Raw genomic sequence first — 21,975 nt, 5'->3', positions numbered from 1 at the left:
GTCAGCCTTTCAGGAGCAGTGAGCCGTCGGCGTCCGGGTGGTCGTCCGTCCCCGGCGGGGTCAGGGCGTGGTGTCCGAACCGTTCCTCGACCCAGGCGTCGTTGTAGATGGTGTTGAGATAGCGGTCCCCGGTGTCGGGGGCGATGGCCACCACAGTGGACCCGGGCGGTAGTCCCGGGCCCTTGCGCGCCACGGCCGCGAGGACGGAACCGGTGGAGCCGCCCACGGCGATGCCCCGGCTCCTGGCGATCGTGCGGCACATGCGGATCGCCTCCGTCTCGGGGACGACGACGACGTCGTCGACCAGGTCGGGGTCACACAGCTCCGGCCTGCGGCTGGTGCCCAGGCCGGGCAGATGCCGTTTCCCGGGAGGGAAGCCGAAGGTGACGGATCCGGCGGTGTCCACCGCGACGATCCGGGTGTGCGGGGAGCGCTCGCGGAAGAAGGCCGCGCAGCCCATCAGGGTGCCGGTGGTGCCGGCGCCGATGAACAGATGGTCGACCTTGGGGACGTCGGCGAGGATGGCCGCGGCGGTACGGCTGCGGTGGATCCGCGGGTTGGCCTCGTTCGCGTACTGGTTCGGCCAGAACAGGGAGGAATCCTCCCGGAGCCGGTCCTGGATGTAGTCGATCCTCGACTGCAGGAATCCGCCGTTGGCGTCCTTGGTGTCGACGACCACCACCTGCGCGCCGAAGGCCCGGATCAGGGCGGCGTTCTGCGGCGAGGTGTTCGGGTCGGTCACACAGGTGAAACGGTATCCCCTGGCGGCGCACACGGAGCTCAGTGCCACCCCCAGGTTGCCCGAGGACGATTCGATGATGTGGCCGCCGGGCCGGAGCAGGTTCCACTGCTCGGCGTCCTCGATGAGGCCGATGGCGGTCTTCAGTTTGATCGAGCCGGCCGGGTTGAAACCCTCGATCTTGAGCAGCAGCCGGATGTCGGGGACGAGTCCGTCGAGCCGCAGGAAGACGCGGTCAAGGACCAAGTCCTGCGCGGTGTCGTACATCAATGTCCTACGCGCCTTTCTGGGCGCCGCGGATGGTTCATCACATAGGTCCGGGTGGCGAGGAAGAGCAGGATTCCCCACACCAGAAACGACATGTCCCAGACGAACAGACGCCACAGCAGTGGCTTCCACTCGACGGGGTCGGACGGCGTGAGCACGCCGAACGCCACCAGGAGCAGGCTGCCGACCTGCAGGGCCCCGTAGACGATCAGCAGTACCGCGCCGCCCCAGCCCGCGGTGAGCATCAGCGGGCGGGGGACGACGCGGCCCCACGGCCGGACGAGCGACAGCGAGAAGAGACCACCCGCGACCTTGAGTGCGCCGGTGATCCAGACGACGGCGATGAATCCGGGGTCCCGTCGTGCGGCCATCCGCTGGATCACGCCGCCGAGGGTGTCGAGGGCGAAGGTGCCTCCGGCCGCCCAGTAGAAACTGAACAAGCCGAAGACGAAGGCCAGTACCGCGGCCGTGTATCCGGCCCAGGCCCTCTGCCGTCCGCCGGTTTCCCGAGCTGTTGGAACATTCATGTCCGTCGTCTGCTCTCTTCCCTCGTGACGTCGTCGCCGTGGTGGAAAGGGTCAGTCCTGCCAGCCGGCCTGCGCGGCCACGACGTCGTAGACGGCCTTGAGGTTGCCCATCTCGGGCAGCGCGGACTGCGGGATGTCGATCTTGTACTTCTTCTCGATCCTGGCGAGGATCTCGATGGCCCGGAGCGAGTCCGCCTCGTACTCGTCCACGAACGAACCGGTCTCGGTGATCTCCTCCGGCTCAACCTCGAGCACCTCGGCGACGATCTCGCGCAGCTCGTCCAGGTGCTGGTCACGGGCTTCAGACATGGGTGTTCTCCTTCAGGTGTTTCTGGTGTTTTTCTTCGTTGGAAATGCGGTGTGGGGGATGGTCTGCGGGCCGTCAGGAAGCGGCCTTGCCCATGGCCTCGACAAGGCTCTTGGGACGCATGTCGGTCCAGTTCTCGTTGATGAAGTCAAGGCACGCCTGGCGGCCGTCGGGGCCGTGGACAGTGGTCCAGCCGGCCGGCACCTCGGCGAAGACCGGCCACAGGGAGTGCTGGCCCTCGTCGTTGACCAGCACCAGGTAGGTGGCGTCCGCGTCGTCGAACGGGTTACTCATCTCGTTGTGTCTCTCTGTGCGTTGTGGATCTTCAGGTGAAGTCGCGGAGCCTGGCGGCGAGGATCCGGCCGATCTCGGCGAGCGGCTCCGGCTGGGTCATGTCGTCGTGTGCGGACCGGACTGCGTGGACGTCGATGGATCCCTCAAGGAACGGCGCCCAGATCCCGGGCCTCGGGGCGTGCTCGGGCTTGCCGAGCGTCGCCTCGAAGAAGAGCACGTCCCCGACGTAGGTACCGGGTACATGGCCGCGTGCGAGACGTGAATTGTTCTCGAACACCTCGTACAGCGCGGCGACATGACGCTCTTCGAGGCTGCCGAGGATGCCTCCCTGGCCGCGGAGGATCTCCGTGACACGGGCGTGCTCCAGCGGCTGCCCGCCCAGGCTCTGGCGGTCGTAGCCGGCGAGGTCGAGCATGCCGGCGAGGAACTCCTGCCGGGACAGAACCGCGTCCTCCTCCCCCGGCTGCACCGGGCCCCCGTGGCTCGCGGGGAGCCTCGGGAAGGAGTCGAGCATGGCCAGCAGGGCGACCTTCTCTCCCGCGCGCTGGAGCTGTTCGGCCATGGCGTGGGCCACCAGTCCACCGAAGGACCAGCCGAGCAGCAGATAGGGGCCGGTGGGCTGGACGGTGCGCACCTGCTTCAGGTAGTCGGCCGCGATCTCCTCGACGCCGACGGGCAGTTCGCCGGGTTCGGCGATGCCCCGCGACTGCAGGCCGTAGATCGGGTGGTCGGGGCCGAGGTGGCGCATCAGCCCGGCATAGGACCAGCTGAAGCCGCTGGCCGGGTGGACGCAGAACAGCGGCGGGCGGCTGCCCCCGCGGCGCAACGGCAGCAGGACGTCGAACGCGCCCGGACCGTCGTCGTCCTCGGTGCCGAGCCGCTCGGCGAGCTCCGCCGCGGTAGGGGCCTCGAACAGGGTGCGCAGGGCCATGTCCACGCCGAAGGTGGCGCGCACCCGGCCGATGAGCCGGGTGGCCAGCAGGGAGTGGCCGCCGAGGTCGAAGAAGCCGTCGTCGATGCTCACCCGGTCCACTCCGAGGACTTCGGCGAACAGCTCGGTGAGCAGCCGCTCCTGGCGGGTGCGGGGTGCCCGGCCGCCGGTCGCCACGGAGGACTCGGGGGCGGGCAGGGCCCGGCGGTCCAGTTTGCGGTTGGGCGTCAGCGGCAGCGCATCCAGCGGCACGAACGCGTTCGGGACCATGTACTCGGGAAGGTCCGCGGCGGTGTGGCGGCGCAGTTCGGGGCCGGCCGGGAGTTCGGCTCCGGGCGCGGCCACCACATAGGCGACCAGGCGCTGGTCGCCGGGGCGGTCCTCGCGAACGATCACCGCGGACCCGGCGACGGCCGGGTGGCGGTCGATGACGGCCTCGACCTCGCCGAGCTCGATCCTGAAGCCGCGCAGCTTGACCTGGTCGTCGACGCGCCGCAGGAAGGACAGGGTGCCGTCGGAATTCCAGCGCACCACGTCCCCGGTGCGGTACATGCGGGAGCCGGGGGCGCCGAACGGGTCGGGCACGAACCGGGCGGCCGTCATGTCGGGGCGGCCAAGATAGCCGCGGGCCAGGCAGTCGCCTGCGACGTACAGCTCTCCGGCCGCTCCCGGCGGCACCAGTTCGAGGTGGTCGTCGAGCACGTGGAACCGGGTGTTGGGCATCGGGCCGCCGATGGGCAGCGGGCCCGGCGGGATCTCTGTGCCCGGTTCGATGCGGTACTGGCTGCAGTTGACGGTCGTCTCGGTGGGTCCGTACATGTTCAGGACCGTGGTACCGGGATGGTCCGTGCGCCAGGAGTCGACCCGCTCGCCCAGCAGCAGCTCTCCACCGAGGAGCAGTTCGGTGGTGGGTGCGAACTCCTCGGGCAGGGTGCTGAGGACCGGCAGGTGGCTGGGCGTGGCCTTGAGGAAGGTGCAGGGGCGCCGACGCAGCGCCTCGGCCGCGTGTGGGTCCGCATCCTGCAGGTCGCTGAGGACGTGGACGGTGCCGCCCACGGTCAGCGGCACATGGGTGGCGGTCACCGACAGGTCGAAGGAGATCGACGAGTGCAGCAGCGCCGTGCCGCGCACCCCGTCGTAGTCGCCTCCGGCGAAGGCGAGGTAGTCGGTGAGCGAGGTGTGCTGGATCACGACACCCTTGGGCCGCCCGGTCGAGCCGGAGGTGTAGATGACGTAGGCCGGGTTGGCCAGGCGCAGCGGCGCGAGCCGGTCGCGGTCGTCGGGGTCTGTGGCGTCGAAGCGGGCGATGCGCTCCTCGGTGGCGGGGTCGTCCAGCAGGACCCGCTCGAGGTCCTCGCTGCCGTCCGGCAGCCCGACGGCGGTGGCGGCGTCGGTGAGCAGCAGCGCCGGGTCCGTGTCGGAGAGCATGAACGCGATCCGCTCGGCCGGGTAGGCCGGGTCCACCGGCACGTAGGCGCCGCCGGCCTTGAGGATGGCGAGCAGGGCCACCACGAGCCGTGCCGACCTGGGCAGGGCGACGGCGACGAACCGTTCCGGGCCCACGCCGCGGTCAATGAGGAAGCGGGCGAGCCGGTTGGCGCGGGTGTTGAGCTGCGCGTACGACAGCTCCTCGTCGCCGAAGACCAGGGCGGGCGCGTCGGGGGTGCGGGCCACCTGGGCCTGGAACAGTTCGGGCTGGGTCACCGCGGGGACGTCCGTTGCGGTGTCGTTCCAGGTGTCCAGCATGCGTGCGCGTTCGGCGGGGTCGAGCAGATCGATCCGGCCGATCGGCTGGTCCGGGGCGGCCACGGCCCCCTCCAGCAGCCGCACGAGCCGGGCGACGAGGGCGGTGACGGTGTCCGCGTCGAACAGGTCGGCGCTGTAGACGACATGGCCTTCGATGCCCTGGCAGCCGCCGCCGTCGTCCCGCCGGTCGCTGAGGCTGACCGAGAGGTCGAACTTGGCGCTGCCGTTGCCGAGCGGTTCGCCGGTCACGGTCAGTCCGGTGACCTCCTGGCCGACCACGGTGGGGTTCTGGAAGGCCAGGGCGATCTGGAACAGCGGGTGCCGGGACAGGGAGCGGGTGGGGTTGAGGACCTCCACCAGCCGCTCGAACGGCATGTCCTGGTGGGCGTAGGCCGCCAGGTCCTCGTCCCGGACGCGGGCGAGCAGTTCGCGGAAGGTGGGGTTGCCGGAGGTGTCGGTGCGCAGCACCAGGGTGTTGACGAAGAAGCCGACGAGATCGTCGAGGGCTTCGTCGCTGCGGCCGGCGATCGGGCTGCCCAGCGGGATGTCGTTGCCGGCGCCGAGCCGGGTCAGCAGTGCCGCGAGCCCGGCCTGCACCACCATGAACAGGCTGACCCGGTTGTCCCGGGCGAGTTCGGTCAGGCGCTGGTGCAGCTCCAGACCGATGGCCACGGGGATGGTGCCGCCCGTCCCGGTGGCGACCGCGGGGCGGGGGCGGTCGGTGGGCAGCTCCAACTGGTCGGGCAGTCCGGCCAGACGGTCGTGCCAGAACTTCAACTGCCGGGAGATCGGGCTGTCCGGGTCGCTCTCCTCGCCGAGGACCTGGCGCTGCCAGATGCTGTAGTCGGCGTAGTTCACCCGCAGTGGTGTCCACCGCGGCGCCTCGCCGGCTCGTCGGGCCTCATAGGCACAGGCCAGGTCGCGGGCGAGCGGCGCCGCGGAGGCCCCGTCGCTGACGATGTGGTGCATCACGAGGAGCAGCACATGCTCATCCGGTGCCAGCGCGAACAGCCGTGTCCGCAGCGGGAGTTCATGGGTGAGGTCGAATCCGGCGGCGGCCTCCTGCGCCAGTTGCCCGGCCAGCGACGCCTCGTCGGTGTCCGTGACCGGGAGCACCGGCCTGGCCGTCTCGATGTCCACGATCACCTGGTGAGCGCCGCCGGCCGCGTCGGGGCCGGCGGCCTCGGGGAAGACGGTGCGCAAGCTCTCGTGCCGGGCCATCACGTCGCCGAGGGCCGCGCGCAGCGCCTCGCGGTCGAGAGCACCGGTCAGGCGCAGGGCCAGCGGCACGTTGTAGGCGGCGCTGTCTCCGTCGAACCGGTTGAGGAACCACAGCCGGCGCTGGGCGTACGACAGCGGGATCCGCCCCGTCCGCTCGGCCGGGACCAGCGGCGCCCGGTCGCCCGTGCCCACGCTGAGCGAGGCGGCCAGCCCGGCCACGGTGGGCGTCTCGAACAGGGACCTGACCTGGAGCTCGGCCCCGAAGACGGACCGGATCCGGTTCACCAGGCGGGTGGCGAGCAGCGAGTGGCCGCCCAGGTCGAAGAAGTCGTCGTCGGGCCCGACCCGGGGCAGGCCGAGGACCTCGGCGAACACCTCGCACAGCAGTTCTTCCTGCGGGGTGCGCGGGGTCCGTCGGGAGCCGCCGGCCAGGGCCCCGAAATCCGGGGCCGGCAGGGCCTTGCGGTCCACCTTGCCGTTGGGGGTGAGGGGCAGTGCGTCCAGGACCACGAGGGCCGCGGGCACCATCGCCTCCGGCAGCGCCCCGGCGAGTTCGGTGCGCACCTGGCGGGGGTCGACCGCGCCGACGATGTGGCCGACGAGCCGGCTCTGTCCGGCGGGGTCGGTGCCGACGGTGACCACCGCGTCGGTCACGGCCGGGACGGCGCGCAGTGCGGCCTCCACCTCGCCGAGTTCGATGCGCTGTCCGCGGATCTTGACCTGGTGGTCGAGCCGGCCGAGGAACTCCAGCTGTCCGTCGGGCAGTCGGCGCACCCGGTCGCCGGTGCGGTAGAGGCGGCTGCCGGGCTCGTCGGCGAAGGGGTCGGGCACGAAGGTGACCGCGGTGCGCCGCGGGTCGCCGACGTAGCCGTGTCCGACGCCGGTGCCGCCGACGTACAGCTCGCCCGGGACACCGACCGGGACCGGCTGGAGCCGGTTGTCCAGGACGTACAGGCGGGTGTTGCGGATCGCGGCGCCGATCGGCACGCGCACGTCACCGAGCGGGGTGGTGGCGTCGATGACGGCGTGGGTGACGTCGTCGGAGCACTCGGTCGGACCGTAGGCGTTGACCAGCGGAATGTGCGGGTAGCGGGTGAGCCAGCGGCCGCACAGGTCCGGCGGGAGGGCCTCGCCGGTCACCATCAGCCAGCGCAGCTCGGGCAGTTCGACGGGCTCGGCGCCCAGCTCCCAGGCGTCCAGTGCGGTGCGCAGCAGGGAGGGGACGACCTCCAGGACGGTGATGCGCTCGTCGGCGACCCGGGTGAACAGCGCCTGCGGGTCCAGGGCGGTGTCCTCGCCGACCAGGCGTACCCGGCCGCCGGTGACCAGTGAGGCCAGCATCTGCCACACCGAGATGTCGAATGTCAGCGGGGCGTTGGCCACCACGCTGTCGGTGGCCGTCATCCCCATGTCCTCGATCTTGGCGAGGAGGTGGTTGACCATGCCGCGGCGGTGCACCATCGCCCCCTTGGGGCGGCCGGTGGAGCCGGAGGTGAAGATCACGTAGGCGAGGTGATCCGGGCCTCCGATGACGGGCAGCAGCTCGTCGCCGTCGTCGGCCTCGTCGTCCAGTGCCAGCACCTCGACGGGGACCGCGGCGGCCGCCGCCAGTTCCCTGGCCGCATCAAGGTGTTCGGGCGCGGCCAGCAGCAACCTGGCGCCGCTGTCGGCGAGCATCCCGGCGCTGCGCCGGTGCGGGGCACGGGGGTCGAGCGGCACATAGGCGGCACCGATGCCCAGGACGGCGAGGACGGCGACGGGCACCCGGACGGTGCGGTCGGAAAGGATCGCGACGACCGAGCCGGCATCCGCGCCGCTCACCAGCAGCCTGCGGGAGAGCGCGCTCGCACGGCCGGCCAGGGTGGCGTAGTCGACGCTGCCTTCGTCGTCGGTGAGGGCGGTGGCCCGCGGGGTGCGCGCGGCGATCTCCCGGACCCGCTCCACGACTCCGGGCATGTCCGTGTCCCGCTGGGTGCTGTTCCAGTCGAGCAGCAACTGCCGCTGCTCCCCCGGGTCGAGGATGTCCAGCTCCGAGAAGGGGCGGTCCGGCTCTGCTATGGCGGCCTGAAGGAACTGGACGAAGCAGCCCAGCAGCCGCTCTGCCGTGGCCCGGTCGAACAGGTCGGTGCTGTAGTCGAACCGGCCGTCCAGGCCCTGGGGCGCGCCGTCCTCGGCGTAACGCTCGGTCAGGTCGAAGGACAGGTCGAACTGGGCGGCGTGGGCGCCGGCCGTCTCCACGGTGACGTCCAGGCCGGGGAGCCGCAGATCGGCCTGCAGGTTGTTCTGGAGCACCAGCATGACCTGGAACAGCGGGTTGCGTGCCATCGAGCGGGTGGGGTTGAGGACCTCCACCAGCCGCTCGAAGGGGATGTCCTGGTGGGCGTAGGCCGCCAGGTCCTCGTCCCGGACGCGGGCGAGCAGTTCGCGGAAGGTGGGGTTGCCGGAGGTGTCGGTGCGCAGCACCAGGGTGTTGACGAAGAAGCCGACGAGATCGTCGAGGGCTTCGTCGCTGCGGCCGGCGATCGGGCTGCCCAGCGGGATGTCGTTGCCGGCGCCGAGCCGGGTCAGCAGTGCCGCGAGCCCGGCCTGCACCACCATGAACAGGCTGACCTCGTTGTCCCGTACGAGGCCGAGCAGCCCGTTGTGCAGCTCTTCCTCGAGCCGGAACATCAGGGTGCCGCCCTGGTAGGTGGCGACGGCGGGCCGGGATCGGTCGGCCGGCAGCTCCAGTTCGTCGGGGAGCCCGGCGAGGGTGCGGGTCCAGAAGTCCAGCTGCCGGGAGACGGTGCTGTCCGGGTCGTCCTCGCGGCCCATGATCTCGCGCTGCCAGATGCTGTAGTCGGCGTACTGCACGGGCAGCGGATCCTGCTCGGGCGCCCCGCCGTTCAGCCGGGCGGTGTAGGCCAGGGAGAAGTCGCGGGCGAGGGGGCTCATCGACCAGCCGTCACCCGCGATGTGGTGCAGGACCAGCAGCAGGACGTTGGTGTCCGGACCGAGTTCGTACAGGGTGGCCCGCAGCGGCGGGTCGACGGCGAGGTCGAAGCCGGGCGCCACCGCGGCCAGCAGCTCCTTGGGGAGTTCCTCCTCGGTGACGGTCCGCGTGGTCAGGACCGGGGTGGCCGCGCCGGCGTCGAGCACCACCTGGTGGAGGGTGCCGCCAGTCTCCCGGAAAACGGTGCGCAGTGCCTCGTGCCGCTCCACGACGTCACCCAGCGCGGCCTGGAGGGCATCGTGGTCGAGGCTTCCGCGCAGCCGCAGGGCAATCGGGATCTTGTACGGGGACGCGGCGCCTTCCAGCCGGTTGAGGAACCACAGCCGTTGCTGGCCGTACGACATGGGGATCAACTCGGGGCGCTCGGCGGGCCGCAGCGCGGCGCGGGCCCGGGATGCCTGGGCGATGGCCTCCATGAGCCGGGCGGGGGTGGGGCCCTCGAACAGGCTGCGCACCGCCAGCTCCACACCGAACGCCGAGCGCACCCGGCTGACCAGGCGGGTGGCCAACAGGGAGTGGCCGCCGAGGTCGAAGAAGCTGTCGTCGACGCCGACTTCCGCCAGGCCCAGGACCTCGGCGAAGATCGCGCAGAGCGTGCGCTCCTCGGGGGTGCGCGGTGCCCGGCGGGTGGAGGCGGCTGCATAGTCCGGTGCGGGCAGGGCTCGGCGGTCGAGCTTGCCGTTGGTGGTGACGGGCAGGGTGTCCAGGGCGACGAAGGCAGCGGGAACCATGTAGGCGGGCAGCGCGGCCGATGCGTGATCGCGCAGTGCCGACAGGTCCGGTGCGGCGCTGTCGCCGGCCGGTACGGCGTAGGCGACCAGGCGCTTGTCGCCCGGCTGGTCCTCGCGGACCACGACGGCGACCTGTGCCAGGCCCGGGAAGCGGGCCAGGACCGCCTCGATCTCGCCGAGCTCTATGCGGAAGCCGCGGACCTTGACCTGTTCGTCGGCGCGGCCCACGAACTCGAGCACGCCCCCAGCCGTCCAGCGCACCAGGTCGCCGCTGCGATACATCCGCGCCCCGGCGGGCCCGAAGGGATCGGCGACGAAGCGCTCCGCGGTCAGTCCGGGCCGGCCCAGGTAGCCGCGGGCAAGCCCGGCGCCCGCGATGTACAGCTCACCGGCGACTCCGGGCGGGGTGAGGGCCAGATGGTCGTCGAGGACGTAGAGCCGCATGTGGTCCAGCGGCCCGCCGATCGGCACGGTGTCGGGGACGGTGTCCTCCGCGCGCATCCGGTGGTACGCGGCGAACGTGGTGGTCTCGGTCGGGCCGTAGCCGTCGCCGAAGACCAGTCCGGGACAGGCGTCCAGCACCCTGCGCACCATGGCCGCGGGGACGACATCGCCGCCGGACCACACCTCGCGGACGCCGGCGAAGCACTCGGGCCGCTCCTCGGCCAGGAGCCGGAAGAGTCCGGCGGTCAGCCACAGCCCGGTGACCTCGCGTCCCACGATGACCTCGGCGAGGTCACGGACGTCGAGTTCGGCGGGCGGCGCCACCACGATGTGGCCGCCGCGCAACAGCGGCACCCACAGTTCGTAGGTGGAGGCGTCGAACGCCTGCGGCGAGTGCAGCAGCACCCGGGTGTGGTTGCCGTTGTCCCAGGCGCCGTCGAAGGCGAGGCTGAGCACGTCGTGGTGGGTGACGGCGACGCCCTTGGGGGTGCCGGTCGAGCCCGAGGTGTACATGACGTAGGCGAGCTGTTCGGGGTGTCCCTCGACGCCGGGATCGATGTCCGGCTCGCCCTCGAGGGAGGGGTCGTCGTCGACGACCAGCAGCCGGGCCTCGTGCGGGAAGGCGCGGGCGTCCGCGTTCATCGCGCGGTCGGTGAGCAGCACGGCGGCGGCGGTCTGTTCGACGATCAGCCGCAGCCGGGACTGCGGGTAACGGGCGTCCAGGGGCACATAGGCGCCGCCGGCCTTCAGCACGGCGAGGATGGAGACCACCAGTTCGACGGAGCGCTTCTGCATCACGGCGACCGGGGTCTCCGGGCGCACCCCGAGGGCGATCAGCCGGTGCGCCAGCCGGTTGGCGCGGGCGTCGAGTTCCTGGTACGTCAACTCCTGGCCGTCGGCGGTGCTCAACGCGACCGCGTCGGGGGTGCGGGCCGCCTGCTCGGCGAACCGGCGCTGGACGGTTTCGTGGGCGGCGGAGCGGGGCGGCACGTCTCCGCTCCCCTGCGCCAGCAGCCGGGCGCGCTCGTCGGCGCTGAGCACGTCGATCCGTCCGACCGGCCGGTCCGGGTCGGTGGTGATCAGCTCCAGCAGCCGCAGCAACCGGTCGGCCATGTCCTGCACGGCCCCCGCGTCGAGCAGGTCCGCGCGGTGGTTCAGCCGCAGTTCGAGGCCCTGGCCGGGCTGTCCGGGGAGGGCGACCAGGGTCAGCGGGTAGTGGGTGGCGTCCCGGCCGTCGATCCCGAGGACGCCCAGGCCGGTGCCGGGCAGTTCCAGCGCGGCCGGGTCGAGGGGGTAGTTCTCGAACACGGTGAGCGTGTCGAAGAGTTCGCCGGTGCCAGCGATGCCCTGGATGTCGGTGAGGCCGAGGTACTGGTGGTCGGTCAACAGCGACTGCTGCTCCTGCATCCGGGCGAGCAGCGCGGACAGCGGCTCGTCGGGCCGCAGCGCGACCCGGACCGGCAGGGTGTTGATGAACAGGCCCACCATCGTCTCGATACCGGCGATCTCGGGCGGGCGGCCGGAGACGGTGGCACCGAAGACGACGTCCTGGCGGCCGGTGAGCCGGCCGAGCAGCACCGCCCAGGCGCCCTGCACCAACGTGTTCGTGGTCAGCCCAAGGCTCCGTCCCCGTTCGGTGAGCGCGGCGGTCAGCTCCGCGGACAGCTCGACGGTGACCTTCTCCGGTATCGCGGCCTCACGGCCGGCGTCCGCGGGCGCGAGCAGGGTCGGCTCGGCGCCTTCCAAGGCCTGCTTCCACGCCTTCTCGGCAGCACTGCGGTCCTGCTCCGAGAGCCAGGTCAGGTAGTCGCGGTAGGGGGCGACCCGGGGCAGTTCGGTGTCGCTGCCGCCCGACGCGTACAGCGTGAACAGTTCCTGGGCCAGCAGCGGTGTGGACCAGCCGTCCAGCAGGATGTGGTGGTTGGTGAGCACCAGCCGGTAGCGGTCGGCGCCGAGCCGGATCACGGTGATGCGCAGCAGCGGCGGCGCGGTCAAGTCGAAGCGGCGGGCCCGGTCCTCGGCGAGCAGCCGCTCCATGTCGGCGTCCTGCCGTCCGGCGGGGACACCGGACAGGTCGTGCTCGTGCCAGGGCAGTTCGACCTGGTCCGGCCGGGGCACGAACTGCACCGGGGTGCGCAGTCCTTCGTGCCAGAAACCGGCGCGCAGATTGGCGTGGCGCTCCAGCAGGGCCTGGGCCGCGCGCCGCAGCGCCTGCGTGTCCAGCGGCCCCGTCACGTCCAGCAACAGCTGCACGGTGTAGACGTCGCGCGCCTGCGCGTCGTAAAGGGCGTGGAAGAGCAGACCCTCCTGCAGGGACGACAGCGGCAGCAGATCGGCGACCCCGGGACGGGCCCGCTCCACCGTGTCGATCTCCTGCTGGCTCAGGGAGACCAGGGGCAGGTCGGACGGGGTGTGCCCGCCGGCCTCCGCGCGCTGGGCGTAGGCCGCGAGGACGTCCAGCGCACGGCTCCAGGTGTCGGCCAGATCGCGGGCGTCCTCCTCGGTCAGCAGGTCGCCGGGCCAGGACAGGGTCACGGTCAGCCGCGGCCCGTCGGTGTGGTCCTGGGTGAGCGCGTTGATCTCCAGGGCGTGCGGGACGGGCATGGCGGGGTCGACACCGCCGCCGAGGCCGTCCGCCTCCGGAGCCGGGGACCAGTCGGCGGCCTCGTCCGCGGCGGAGGCGGCGGGGAACCGGCCCAGGTAGTTGAAGCCGATCTGCGGGGTGCGCAGCCGGGCGAGCGCGGGGCCGGTCTGCGGGTTGAGGTGGCGCAACAACCCGTAGCCCATGCCGTTGTCGGGCAGGGCGCGCAGCTGTTCCTTGACCCGCTTGAGGGCCGCTCCGGCCTGCGGGCCGCCGGCCCACAGCTCGGCCCAGTCCGTCACGTCCGCATCGAGCCGTACCGGATGCAGGTCGGTGAACCAGCCGACGGTGCGGGAGAGGTCGGCGCCGTCGACGACGCCCTCACGGCCATGGCCTTCGAGGTCGACCAGGAGCGGGACCGTCGCGTCCTCGTTCCTGCGTCGGCGCCAGTCCGCGACGGCCAGCGCCAGACCGGTCAGCAGGACGTCATTGACTCCGCCGTGGAAGGCAGCGGGCACGCGCGTCAGCAGCGGCTCGGTGCGCTCGGGCGGCAGGGTGAGGCCGACATGATGGACGGTGGCCACGGTGTCCCGCGCGGGGTCCAGGGCGCGGCTGCCCATCAGTGGATCCGGGGCGTCGAGCATGGCGGTCCACAGCGGCAGTTCGTCCAGCCGAGCCGGGTGCTGGGCGAGCGTAGCGAGCTGCTCGGCCCAGCGCCGCAGCGAGGTGCCCACCGGCGCAAGGCGCGGGGTGCCGCCCGCCATGACGGTCTCGCAGGCGGCGGCAAGGTCGGGCAGCAGGATGCGCCAGGAGACACCGTCGACGACCAGATGGTGCAGGACGAGCAGCAGCCTGCCGCTCTCCTTCGGCCCGGCGTCGAACCACACGGCCTGCACCATGGCGCCCTTCTCGGGCGAGAGCCGAGCCTGTGCGATGCCCTGGTGTCCGGCGACCACCGTGCGCAGCGATTCGCCTCCCAGTCCGGCCGCCTCCACGCGGGTCAGGCACTCGGCGGCGTCGACCGCCCCCCGCCCGGCCACCTCCAGGCTCCAGATGATGCCGCCGGTCCGGGTCAGTCGCAGCCGCAGGGCGTCGTGGTGGTCGAGCACGGCCTGCAGCGCCGCGGTCAGCCGCGCCTGATCGAGCCCGGCCGGAGTACGGACCAGCATCGACTGATGGAAGCTGTCGACGGGCCCGCCGCGCTCCCGCAGCCAGTGCACGATCGGGGTGAGCGGCACCACGCCGATACCGGAATCGTCCGGTTCGGCGGTCGCCGACGTCTGCTCCTGCGGGGTGGCCATGGCGGCAAGCGCGGCCACGGTCCGCAGCCGGAACACATCGCGCGGGGTGAAGAGCAGTCCGGCGGCACGGGCACGTCCGACGAGCTGGATGGAGACGATGCTGTCGCCGCCCAGCTCGAAGAAGTCGTCGTCGACACCGACCCGCTCCACCCCCAGCACATCGGCGAACACCGCGCACAGGGCCTCTTCCTGCGGCGTGGCGGGGGCCCGTCCGGCTGCTACCGGGCCGTACTCCGGGGCGGGCAGCGCCTTGCGGTCCAGCTTGCCGTGGGGGGTCAGCGGCAGCGCGTCAAGGCGGACGAACGCCGACGGGACCATGTGGGCGGGCAGGTCACCGGCCACGTGCTCGCGCAGTTCGGCCGCGTCGGCCTCGCCCACCACATAGGCCACCAGCCGGCGGACGCCGGGGCGCTCCTCGCGGGCGATCACGGCGGCCTGCCGGATGCCCGGATGGCGGGCGAGCACGGTCTCGATCTCACCCGGCTCGATGCGGAAGCCCCGGATCTTCACCTGCTCGTCGGCGCGCCCGAGGTAGTCCAGGGTGCCGTCGGCCCGCCAGCGCACGACATCACCCGTGCGGTACATGCGGGAGCCCGGGGCGCCGAAGGGGTTGGCGACGAACCGCTCCGCCGTCAGCCCGGAGCGGCGCAGATAGCCGCGGGCCAGTCCGTCGCCCGTGAGATAGAGCTCTCCCGCCACACCGACGGGGACGGGCCGCAGCCCGGCGTCGAGCACGTACACCTGAGTGTTGACGACCGGCCTGCCGATCGGCGGCGTCAGCTCCCCGCTCAGCGGGCCGCTCATGGTCGCGGCGATGGTCGACTCGGTCGGGCCGTAGGCGTTGACCATCCGGCGGCCGGACGACCAGCGTGCCACCAGCTCCGCGGAGCAGGCGTCACCGCCGACGATCAGGGAGCGGAAGTCGGGCAGCGGCGTCTCGGCGGGTACGGAGGCCAGGGCGGTCGGCGGGATGAGAGCGTGGCTGATCCGCTGCCCGGCCAGCACCTCGGCGAGGGCCTCCCCCGCCAGCGGCCCGGACGGCGGCACGACGAGCGCGGCCCCGGAGGTCAGCGCCATGCACAGTTCCAGAACGGCGGCGTCGAAGCTGGGCGAGGCGAACTGCAGGACTCGTGCCCGGGCATCAACGGCGAAGTTCTCCACGGCCGCGGTGGCGAAGGCGGCCAGACCGGTGTGGGGCACCACGACCCCCTTGGGGGTGCCGGTCGAACCGGAGGTGTAGATCACATACGCCGGGTGGTCCAGCCGCAGCGGGGCCGTACGGTCCGCGTCGACCAGGTTGCCGGCCTCGAACGCGCCGAGCAGGGAAGGCAGTTCGGGCGCGTCGAGGTCGAGCCGCTCCCCCTCGACCGCGAGGGTGGTGCCGTCCGTGACGACGAGTTCGGGACGGGCGTCCTGAAGCATGAACCGGATGCGCTCGGCCGGGTAGTCGGGGTCGACCGGAAGGTACGCGGCGCCCGCCTTGAGCACCGCGAGCTGTGCCACCACCATGTCCACGGACCGGGGCAGGGCGAGGGCGACGATGCTCTCCGGGCCGACACCCCGCTGGATCAGCAGCCGTGCGAGCCGGTTGGCGCGGGCATTGAGCTCCGCGTAGGTCAGTGCGCCGCCGTCGAAGACCACGGCGTCGTTGGCGGGGGTGGCCTCGGCCTGGGCCTCGAACAGCTCACCGAGCCCGGCCCGGGGAACGTCGCGGGACGTGGCGTTCCACTCGACGAGCAGCCGCGCGCGCTCGGACGACTCCAGGATGTCGACCGCCGCCACCGGCTGGGCCGGGTCGGCGAGGATCGCCTCCAACAGCCGCCCCAGGCGGGAGGCCAGCCCCTGGGCGGTGTCGTGGTCCACCAGGTCGGGGCGGTGGTCCAGCCGCAGGGTGAGCCGGTCGCCCGGGATCACCGCCAGGGTGAGCGGGTAGTGCGTCGCGTCATTGACGTCGACGCCCTCGATGCGCAGCCCGGTGCCGGGCAGATCCAGACCGGCGGGGTCCAGCGGGTAGTTCTCGAAGACGGTCAGGGTGTCGAACAGCTCACCGGTGCCGGCCAGCCGCTGCACCTCGTGCAGTCCCAGATGCTGGTGCTCCATCAGCGCCGACTGCTGGTCCTGGACCCGGGCGAGCAGCTGCGCCAGGGTCTCCTGCGGCCGCAGCACGATCCGGACCGGCAGCGTGTTGATGAACAGACCCACCATCGATTCCACACCTGGGATCTCCGGCGGGCGACCGGAGACCGTGCCGCCGAAGACGATGTCGCTCCGGCCGGTGAGCCGGCCGAGCAGCACCGCCCAGGCGCCCTGCACCAGCGTGTTCGTCGTCAGCCCGCGGGCGCGTACGAACATCCCCAGTGCGGCAGTCAGTTCGGCGGACAGCTCCAGCATCACTTGCTGCGGCTGCACCGCGTCGCGCTTCTCGCCCGCGTCGGGAGCGATCAGCGTGGGACCGTCCACCCCGTCCAGTGCCCGCTTCCACGCCTCCTCGGCCACTTGCCGGTCCTGTGCCGCAAGCCAGGTCAGGTAGTCGCGGTAGGGGGTGGTCCGGGGCAGTCCGGCGTCGTCGCCGCCACGCGCGTAGAGCGTGAACAGCTCCCGCGCCAGCAGGGGCATCGACCAGCCGTCGAGCAGGATGTGATGGTTGGTCAGGATGAGCCGGTACCGCTCGGGCGCCTGCCGTACCACCACGAAGCGCACCAGCGGCGGCGCCGCGAGGTCGAACCTGCGGGACTTCTCCTCCGCCGCGATCCGGGTGATCTCGGCCGCCTGCGCGTCCTCGTCGAGGTGGCTCACATCCCGCTCGTCCCAGGGCAGTTCCACCTCGCGATGGATGATCTGGACGGCTTCGCCGGTCTTGCGTCTGCGGAATCCGGCGCGCAGGTTCGCATGGCGGCGCAACAAGGCAGCCGCGGCGGTCCGCAGTGTGTCCACGTCCACCCGGCCGACGAGGTCGAAGGTGAACTGCATGGTGTACACATCCGGTGCCTCGGCGTCGTACACCGCGTGGAAGAGAAGCCCTTCCTGCAGGGGCGACAGAGGCAGAATGTCTTCAACCCTTGACTGCTGGCTCACTTCGGCATCTCCCACTCGGTTCCAAGTTCAAGCTCGTCTTCGAATGCGTCGATCTCGTCCTGGGTGAGGGAGACCAGGGTGAGATCGGAGGGGGTGTGTCCGCCGGCTCCCGGCCGTTCGGCATGGGCGGCGAGGGCGTCCAGGGCGCGGAACCAGGTCTCGGCGAGGTCCCGCACGTCCTCCTCGGTGAGCAGCCCGTCCGGCCAGCTCCATACGGCGCCGAGCCGGGCGCCGTCCGGCCCGTCCTCGGTCAGCGCGTTGATCTCGAGCACGTGCGGCAGCGGCATCGCCTCGTCCGCTCCACCGCCGAGCCCCTCGGCTTCCGGCGCCGCTGCCCAGTCGGTGTCGGTGCCGGAGGCGAGGCGGCCGAGGTAGTTGAAACCGATCTGCGGGGCCGGCAGCGCCGCCAGCCGGGGCGCGGTGTCCGGGTTGAGATAGCGCAGCAGACCGTAGCCGATCCCGCTGTCGGGCAGGGCACGCAACTGCTCCTTGACCCGCTTCAGCGCCCGCCCGGCCTCCGCACCGCCGGCCCAGACCTCGCTCCAGTCGGCCACGCCCGGCTCCAGCCGCGCCGGATACAGGCTGGTGAACCAGCCCACCGTGCGCGACAGATCGGCGCCCCCGACGACGTCCTCGCGGCCATGGCCCTCCAGATCGACCAGCACACCGGCCGCCTCCGGATGCCCCTTGCGGCGCCGCCAGTCGGCGACGGCAAGCGCCAGGCCGGTCAGCAGGACATCGTTCACACCACCGTGGAAGACCGCGGGCACCCGCGTCAGCAAGGGCTCGGTCCGCTCCGGCGGCAAGGTCAGCCGCAGATGCCGCACCGTGGCCACCGTGTCCCGCACCGGATCCAGCGCACGCGCCCCGATCACCGGATCAGGACCCTCCAACACCTCCGTCCACAACGGAAGTTCCTCAAGACGGGCCGGATCCTGGGCAAGCGCGGTGAGGCGCTGGGCCCAGCCCCGCAGCGACATCCCGACCGGCTCCAGGTCCCGGCCCTGAACCGCCGCGGCCAGATCCGGCAGCAGAATCCGCCACGACACCCCGTCGACCACCAGGTGATGCAGCACCAGCAGCAACCGGCCCGGCACGTTTGGTCCGGCATCCAGCCACACCGCCCGGACCATCTCCCCCGCGTCCGGCCGCAACGGCCACCCCCGCAGAGGATCACCGGTCAGCTCATCCGGATCGGTCACCCGCCGGACCACACCCGCCGCATCGACCGCACCCCGCGGCGCCGCCTCCAACTCCCACGCGCCGTCACCGCGTCTCAGCCGCAGCCGCAACGCGTCGTGGTGATCCAGCACCGTCTGCAGCCCCGCCGTCAGACGCTCCAGTGTCAGTCCGGCCGGCGTGCGCACCAGCATCGACTGATGGAAGCCGTCGACGGGCCCACCCCGCTCCCGCAACCAGTGCACGATCGGCGTCAGCGGCACCACACCGACGCCGTCGTCCAAGACCGGCGCCGCTGCGTCGTCCACGTCCATGGCCACCGCGGCGAGTGCGGCCACCGTGCGGTGCTGGAAGACGTCGCGCGGGGTGAGGGCCAGACCGGCGGCACGGGCCCGGCTGACCAGCTGGATGGAGACGATGCTGTCCCCGCCCAGGTCGAAGAAACTGTCGTCCACGCCGACCCGCTCCACCCCCAGCACATCGGCGAACACCGCACACAGCACCTCCTCCCGCACCGTGGCAGGAGCCCGCCCCGTGACCGCCGACCCGAACTCGGGCGCCGGCAGAGCACGCCGGTCCAGCTTGCCGTTCGGCGTCAACGGCAACCGCTCCAGCACCACGAACGCCACCGGCACCATGTACTCCGGCAACTCCGCACCCACGTGCCTCCGCAGCTCCCCGCCCTCCGGGGCATCCGCCGCACCGTCGACCACGACATACGCCACCAACTGCTTCACACCCGCCCGGTCCTCCCGGGCGATCACCGCCGCATGCCGCACCCGCGGATGCCGCGCCAGCACCGCCTCGATCTCCCCCAGCTCGATCCGGAAACCCCGGACCTTCACCTGCTCATCCGCACGACCGACATACTCGATCGCCCCGTCCGCACGCCACCGCACCACATCACCCGTGCGATACATCCGGCCGCCCGCACCACCGAACGGATCCGCCACAAACCGCTCCGCCGTCAAACCCGGACGACGCAGATACCCACGAGCGAGGCCGTCGCCTGCGAGGTACAGCTCGCCTGTAGCGCCCACGGGCACCGGCTGCAACCCCGAGTCGAGCACATACGCCCGGGTGTTGGAGAGGGGGCGGCCGATCGGCGGTGCCTGTGCGCCGGGGTCCGCCTCGCGGTCGCTGTACCAGGCGGTGGCGTAGACGGTGGCCTCGGTCGGGCCGTAGATGTTGGCGATGCGACAGCCCGGGATGGCGGTGCGGATGGCACTGACGGCGTGGGCGGAAAGGGCCTCACCGGCCAGCACGACGGTTTCCGCAGAGGCGTTCACCTCGCCGTGTGCAAGTACCTGGGCGATCGCCGACGGCACGGCGCTGACCAGACTGCCCGACCATCCGTCCGCGGTCCGCTCGGTAAGGGCAAGCAGGTCTCGCACCACCTCGATGCTGCCGCCGCAGCACAGCGGCCCGAACACCTCGAAGACGGAGACGTCGAAGTTGAGCGAGGTCGACGCGAGGACGCGGCTCAGCTGCCGAGGTCCGAGGTCGCTGGCCGCCCAGGCCACGAGGTCGACGGCGCTGGAATGGGACACCACGACCCCCTTGGGCCGTCCGGTGGAGCCCGAGGTGTAGATCACGTACGCGGGATGCTGCGGCCGCAGCGGGGCGGTGCGCTCGGCGTCGGCGGGGTTGTGTTCGGGGTGTCCGGCGAGCAGCTCGGCCATCTCGGGGGTGTCGAGCAGCAGTGTGGTCCGGCCGCTGCCGTCGGCCGCGGTCCGGGTCGCGGTCGTCCCGGTGACCGTGAGCACGATCGCCGGCCCGGCGTCGTCGAGCATGTAGGCAATCCGCTCGGCCGGATAACCGGGGTCCACCGGAAGGTAGGCGGCGCCGGCCTTGAGGATGGCGAGCAGCGCCACGATCATCTCGCCGGAGCGGGGCACGGAGAGCGCCACGACGCTTTCGGGACCGGCGCCGTGCGCGATCAGCAGACGGGCGAGCCGGTTGGCGCGGGCGTTGACTTCCGCGTACGTCAGCGTCTCGCCCTCGAAGACGACCGCCGGGGCCTGCGGGGCGCGGACCGCCTGTGTTTCGAACAACTCGGGCAGGGAGGCGGTCGGCGTCGCCTGTGCGGTGGCGTTCCACTCGACGAGGACGCGTTCGCGTTCCTGGACGGTCAGCAGCTCAAGTCCGCCGATGGGCTTGTCGAGCCCGTCGGGGGTGAAATGGCCGAGGAGGCCGAGGAAGCGCCGCTGGTGGCCGACGAGTTCGTCGGGACCGTAGAGCTCCGGATTGCCGTCCAGGTCGATGCGCAGGCCATCGGCCGTACCCCGGCCGTGTTCGGGCTGCCCGTGCTCGGCGGTGCCGGTGCCACGACCGTCCACGACGAGCGACAGATCGTCGACGGGGCCGCCGCCGAGGTTGTGCACTGTGCCGCGGTGGCCGGCGAAGCTCAGGTCGTAGTCGACCATGACGATGTTGACGTGCGGGCCGACGAGACGGTGTTCGTCCCCGGAGAGTTCGAGGTCCCGGCGCAGGTCCTCGACGCGATAGCGCTGGTGCTTCAGCGCGCGGCGCAGTTCCCCGGACGCCTGGCGGACGGCTTCCGCCACGGTGGTGCCGGGGTGCAGGTCCAGCCGGAACGGCAGGACGCCGGACATCATCCCGGGAATGGTGCGAGCACGCCCGGCTGCTCGGGCCATCACCGGCAGGCCGAGGACCACCTGCCGGTTGCCGGTCATCCGGTGCAGATAGACAGCGAACGCCGCAACCAGGACGGCGGGCCAGGCGACCTCCGCCTCGCGCGCGGTGGCGCGCAGTTCGGCCAGCGTCGCCTCGTCGAGGAAGGCGGTTTGGCGCTCCAGCCGTTCGGGGAGGGCCGGCGTACGCTCGGCCAGGCTGGCGGCGTGGGGCCGATCGGCGAAGCGCGACATCCAGTACACGCGGTCGCGGGCGAACCGGTCGGAGGCCCGGTACGCCGCCTCGTCGTCGAGGAGTTCGGTCAGGGAGCCGAACTGCGATGGGGGGCAGGGAAGTCCAGCTGCCAGCGCGGTGTAGACCTCGGCGACGCGGCGGCCGACGAGGGACAGGCCGAGGCCGTCCATGACGATGTGGTGGTAACGCTGGTACCAGAGGTACCGGTCGTCCGCCACCTTGAACAGCGTGAAGGCGAACAGCGGGCCGTTCGTGGGGGCGACCGGCCGGCGCATGTCGGCGCGCATCCAGCTCTCGGCGCCGGCTCGGGGATCGCCCTCGTGGCTGACGTCGACGAACGACATGCTCCAGTCGGCACACTCTTCGACGACCTGTGCCGCCCTGCCGTCCTCCTCCACGACCCGGATCCGCAGCGTTTCCGCCTCGGTCACGGTGCGGCGCAGCGCGCTCTCAAAAAGTACGGGATCGATCTCGCCGTGAATATCGATGTACTCGGCGATATTGAAGAGCGGATTCGTCGGCCGAAGCCGCTGGGCAAGCCAGATACCGGACTGCGCGGCCGTGAGCGGCAGGCTGGCAATCTGATAACCGGTCATGGTTTATCCGTCCTGGTCGTTCGATTGTGCATCGATAACGAATCGAGCGCGGCGCAGGGAAATCCGGCGCGAGGAAATCAGAGATCGGAGGAAATCAAAATCTAGGCGGGTTAACGGAGCGGAAACCAACTCACGCTCGGAGATGTCGTTCCGCA

6 protein-coding genes are annotated in these 21,975 nt (G+C 71.7%); all 6 read right to left on the bottom strand.

Features of this window, described 5'->3' with window-relative positions; all coding sequences use genetic code 11:
• Window position 1: 1 nt before the first annotated feature.
• The 6 genes from sbnA to DIZ27_RS33985 all read right to left on the bottom strand — a co-directional run bounded on the left by sbnA (window position 2) and on the right by DIZ27_RS33985 (window position 21,820).
• Window positions 2-1,006, bottom strand: a complete 1,005-nt coding sequence (sbnA, locus tag DIZ27_RS34010) for a 2,3-diaminopropionate biosynthesis protein SbnA (protein WP_109382263.1) — start codon at window positions 1,004-1,006, stop codon at window positions 2-4.
• Window positions 1,006-1,533, bottom strand: a complete 528-nt coding sequence (locus DIZ27_RS34005; RefSeq protein ID WP_109382262.1) for a DUF3995 domain-containing protein — start codon at window positions 1,531-1,533, stop codon at window positions 1,006-1,008. The genes sbnA and DIZ27_RS34005 overlap by 1 nt, the downstream gene beginning before the upstream one ends.
• A gap of 51 nt (window positions 1,534-1,584) precedes the next feature.
• Window positions 1,585-1,842 (bottom strand): acyl carrier protein, encoded by a 258-nt coding sequence (locus tag DIZ27_RS34000; RefSeq protein ID WP_109382261.1) that lies wholly within the window; start codon window positions 1,840-1,842, stop codon window positions 1,585-1,587.
• 73 nt (window positions 1,843-1,915) lie between these two features.
• On the bottom strand, window positions 1,916-2,134 hold the full coding sequence (locus tag DIZ27_RS33995; protein ID WP_109382260.1) for an MbtH family protein: 219 nt from the start codon (window positions 2,132-2,134) through the stop codon (window positions 1,916-1,918).
• A gap of 31 nt (window positions 2,135-2,165) precedes the next feature.
• Window positions 2,166-17,156 carry a non-ribosomal peptide synthetase gene (locus DIZ27_RS33990; RefSeq protein ID WP_219933680.1) on the bottom strand — a complete coding sequence of 4,997 codons (14,991 nt, stop codon included), beginning with the start codon at window positions 17,154-17,156 and terminating at the stop codon, window positions 2,166-2,168.
• Complete coding sequence (locus DIZ27_RS33985; protein WP_109382258.1) at window positions 17,153-21,820, bottom strand: non-ribosomal peptide synthetase; 4,668 nt, start codon at window positions 21,818-21,820, stop codon at window positions 17,153-17,155. Before DIZ27_RS33985 ends, DIZ27_RS33990 begins: the two co-directional genes overlap by 4 nt.
• Between the last annotated feature and the right edge of the window lie 155 nt (window positions 21,821-21,975).

Origin of the sequence: Streptomyces sp. NWU339 (genome assembly GCF_003143855.1) — a bacterium.
In the GTDB taxonomy this organism is placed as follows: Bacteria; Actinomycetota; Actinomycetes; order Streptomycetales; family Streptomycetaceae; genus Streptomyces.
This window is presented reverse-complemented; position numbering and strand designations above follow the sequence as displayed.